The 3,900-nt window shown below is 30.0% G+C and carries 5 protein-coding genes; all 5 read right to left on the bottom strand.

The genetic code is table 11. The features are described from left to right. Positions 1-419, bottom strand: a 419-nt coding sequence (locus JCM10596_RS22605) for an ABC-2 transporter permease (RefSeq protein WP_025029037.1), incomplete at its 3' end; no start/stop codon positions are given. Next, complete coding sequence (locus JCM10596_RS22600) at positions 391-1,293, bottom strand: ABC transporter ATP-binding protein (protein WP_025029036.1); 903 nt, start codon at positions 1,291-1,293, stop codon at positions 391-393. The genes JCM10596_RS22605 and JCM10596_RS22600, both read right to left, overlap by 29 nt. A gap of 480 nt (positions 1,294-1,773) precedes the next feature. Next, positions 1,774-2,250, bottom strand: coding sequence for a redoxin domain-containing protein (locus JCM10596_RS22595; protein WP_025029035.1), 477 nt, complete (start codon positions 2,248-2,250; stop codon positions 1,774-1,776). A gap of 120 nt (positions 2,251-2,370) precedes the next feature. Continuing rightward, the gene (locus tag JCM10596_RS22590; RefSeq protein ID WP_025029034.1) at positions 2,371-3,039 is read right to left on the bottom strand and encodes a hypothetical protein; all 669 of its coding nucleotides are present in this window, start codon (positions 3,037-3,039) and stop codon (positions 2,371-2,373) included. Between the two features lie 25 nt (positions 3,040-3,064). Then, positions 3,065-3,703: a hypothetical protein gene (locus JCM10596_RS22585; protein WP_025029033.1), complete on the bottom strand. Its 639-nt coding sequence runs from the start codon at positions 3,701-3,703 to the stop codon at positions 3,065-3,067. Positions 3,704-3,900: the final 197 nt, after the last annotated feature.

Genomic DNA, 3,900 nt, shown 5'->3' with positions numbered 1-3,900 from the left:
GGATAATAGATTGAAGCTAAGATAAGTATAACTCCAAAAGCAAACAATAGTTCATTTATAGAAATGATACTATACGTAGTATCGGTTGTAGTAAAATGAAGAGCAAATGTAAAAACATTACACAAGAATACTGCAATAGTAAACCAAACTATAACGCTAACATATTTAGCTAACACAATTTCGGCTCTAGTGGTTGGCAAACTATTAAGAAATAAATGATTTAATTTATTTGTTTCATTTTGGTTAACCATTATTATCAAAAAATAAGTTGTTAATATAACCAATAAAGATTGGTTTGCTAGCGGAACCATAGAATTTAACAAAAAGTAAAAAAAGGTAATAGGAAGCAAAAGAATGATATAACCCTTGTATTCCTGGATATAAATATCTTTAAGGAGTAAACTTACTATATTTTTCATCTTGTTTCTCCTTTCTTTGTCTGTCAATATAATACATAATCTCTTCCAATGGAGGTTCCTTAATGATGGTTATTTTATCTTTTAATATGGATTTTTTTTTCGAGAAGTCCACTACCAAACCTACAAAATGATCATCAAATTTCTCTACTCCAATAATTTCTTTTGAACCTAATGAATGATATACATTAATAGGTCCTTTAACAATCGCAACATCTTCCTTTAGAAACTCCTTCCTATAACTGAAAATAACTTCTCCCTTATTTATATATGTAACTTGATCTGCAATTTGTTGTAAATCCTCAGGATAATGTGTTGTAAACAGGATAGATCTATTAGGGTTCTCTTTTAAGAACCTTTGAAGCAACTCAAAGAATTTTTTTCTTGATAAAGGGTCTAAATTAGATGTTGGTTCATCCATAATTAAAAGTTCTGGATGATGACTCAAAGCGACAGCGAGAAAAAACTTAAGTTTCATACCTTTTGATAGTTCTTTTAATTTCATGTTTGAATTTAGTTCAAATTCACATAGTAGATTGTTAAACAAATCATTGTCCCAATTTCTGTAGAATCTAGATACTATGTGTTTATTTCTTTTTATCGAAAAATTATCAAAAAAAGGAAGTTCGTCATAAACAAAACCTATTCTTTGTTTAATATCTTTTGTTGAAGTAAGATGATCAAGTCCAAATATTTTTATACTCCCACTTTCAGGTTTTATTAGATTTAAAACTAATTTAATGATAGTTGTCTTTCCAGCCCCATTAGGACCGACAAATCCCATTACTTGTCCTTTTTCTATAGTCATATTAACATCTGTCAGAGAAAAGTTTTTAAATGTCTTTCTTAAGTTTTTAATTTCCACAACATTATCCAAAGATATAGACCTCCCTCAATAAAGTTTAAGTAATTCTTTCGCACTCTCATTTTTAGCAACTAAAATTGCCCGCTTACTCTTTTGGTTGGAGTTAATATAGTTTCATAAGTACATTAGCTTAGTTGAATCCCTTACAATAACACTTTGAGAGGATGTGAATAAGTAAATTACTTCAATGCGAATATAGCAGCATTTCAGTTCATGGAAGGATGGTACAATAGAAGAAACTAACTTTAATACTAACTATATCAATAGCTTTGCATCATTCATTTTAGTGTAACCATTCTAACTTTACCATTAATTCCAAAAAAATCAACCTCCATAAATAGTATCCATACTTTAGAATATAGACACTAGTTATAGAGTTTTCTCTTTTACCATAGATTATGAGGAAATTTTAATCAATATAACCCTGAGTGCCGTTTTATGTAAAATTAATAAATTTTTTCAATAGTATAGCGGATTTAAAAGGTAATAACCTCATGGTTGACATCCACAATCTAATAATTTGTTTATGATTTCTATTGAATTCGTTCCAAAATTATCGTCTAGCTCAGATTCTATTAATTCACCGTTAACAATATAAGCATATCCTCTTGAAGGTTTTTTCTCGCCATTCTCATCAATCTTAGTCAAACCCACTTTATCATGAAAGAAAAGACCGTCAACCGTTTCGATATTAAATTTTAGACCTAATGTTTCTTTAAGATTTGCAGCCTCATTTGTTGTTCCTGGCATTATAATATGTATCTTCACTGATTTCTCTTTAATTTCATCCCAATGTTTGTTCAGCTCTATAAGTTGATATCTACAAGCGCTGCAGGTAAAACTATTTATAAAAAAAAAGAGATGCTCCTCGGTATATTCTTCAATATTATAACTCGTATGAGTATTTTCACACCCAATAATAAATAACATCATAAAAAAAACCAGAATGAATAAGAAATACTTTTTCATAGTAACCCTCCTAATTATTGGAACGGACGTATAAGAGTATCTACAAATAGATACTCTTATACGTTTTATTTATTATTTTATCACCTTACTTTGTCTACCTAGCCCATCTACTTTTTTTGATTAGCAGCTGATTCCCAATCCAACCAAACAACCTGCACAAATAGTAGCTCCTATAGGTGTCCAAAAAGCAGCACAAGCACTTCCACAAGCAATTTTTGCCCAATTCGGCAACGTATGAAATAACCTCTCTAAACATTCAATAAGAGTTTCATTACCCATCACTATTTCTTTATTTGTGTTTTCGTTTAACTCTTCTCCATTTACTAATGTTTTTACAAAATCACCATCTTTAAAAACACCTGTAATGTTGCTTTTTCTTTCAATATCTGAAAAACTAATATATCCAGTATTTTCATCATACTCATCACTGGCTATAGTTAATATAAAACTATTACCTAACTCACCATTAGTTACATAAAATAGTAGATACTCCTCATTATGCGTATCTGTTTCTTTTACTTTATTGTACATTGGTATTAAAATCGCGTACTGATTTTTGTCTCCAAAAGAATTTTTACTAGCACTAAAAAAGTCAATTTTATACTCATTTTTCAGTTCAGAAACTTCCTTCATGTTTTCTATTTCTTTTAATAGAGAATTATCCCCCGTTCCTATCGGTTCCATTACATGCGCTGGGTTTTGTCCAACTGCTAAACTAGCTTGTAAAGGGGTAGTCAACAATAATACTAGAGCAAACATTAGCATTAAACTATTTCTTATTGTATTCATTTTTTCCTCCTATAATATATACTTTTTAAAAACAGTTATGGTTCCCCCCAGATGCAACAATACAGCCAGCACACGCAGCTATAGCAAGAGGATTACCTGTGAATACTGCTCCACACGCACCAGCACAAGCTGCTTTAATAAACCATGGTAAAGAGTCAAAGGCAGCTATTAAACAATCAATCAAGGCGTTATTTAGGGTGATTTCATCAGAGTTTATTTCATATATTTTTTCATCTACTTGTACAGCGCTTAGCTCCCCATTTTTGTATATTCCTGCCTTTTTGTTATTTCCATCAATATCCGAAAAGCTAATTGTTGTAGAAACATCATCATTACTTACAACCTTTTTAATAGATAAAACACTGTAATCAGTTATAGTTTGATCATCATTGTAAGTCACAACTAAAAATTGGACATTACTATACGGATCATGGTCTTTTCCTTCAATAGGAAAAATTAAAGCTTTCTGATTAGTTCCATGAATTTCAGTAAATTGAACATTCTCTGTTGATATCTCGCTGCTTTCAGTTAATATTTTCACTTCATCGGATTTTAAAATCTCGTTTACCAATATTGCAGATTCTTCCTTTGCAAAAACTTGGAAACTGAATATACTCGAAACAAAGATTGCAAATGCTAAGCTAGTAAATAGTATTTTTTTCATTTGTACACATCCTTTTTCAAAATTTAAATACTCGAAAATAGATCACAAACAAAATAAGGTCTTAATTTGAAATAATGTTTATTTAAGGTGATTCCCCCTTCTATATTTTTTTGTAATATATTACATAAATAATAACGTACATTATAATTGTAAAGGTTCCCTGATGAGTAAAAAAATTTGAATATATAACATAATCG

Origin of the sequence: Caldalkalibacillus mannanilyticus JCM 10596 (assembly GCF_000615945.1) — a bacterium.
Taxonomy (GTDB): Bacteria; Bacillota; Bacilli; order Caldalkalibacillales; family JCM-10596; genus Bacillus_AT; species Bacillus_AT mannanilyticus.
This window is presented reverse-complemented; position numbering and strand designations above follow the sequence as displayed.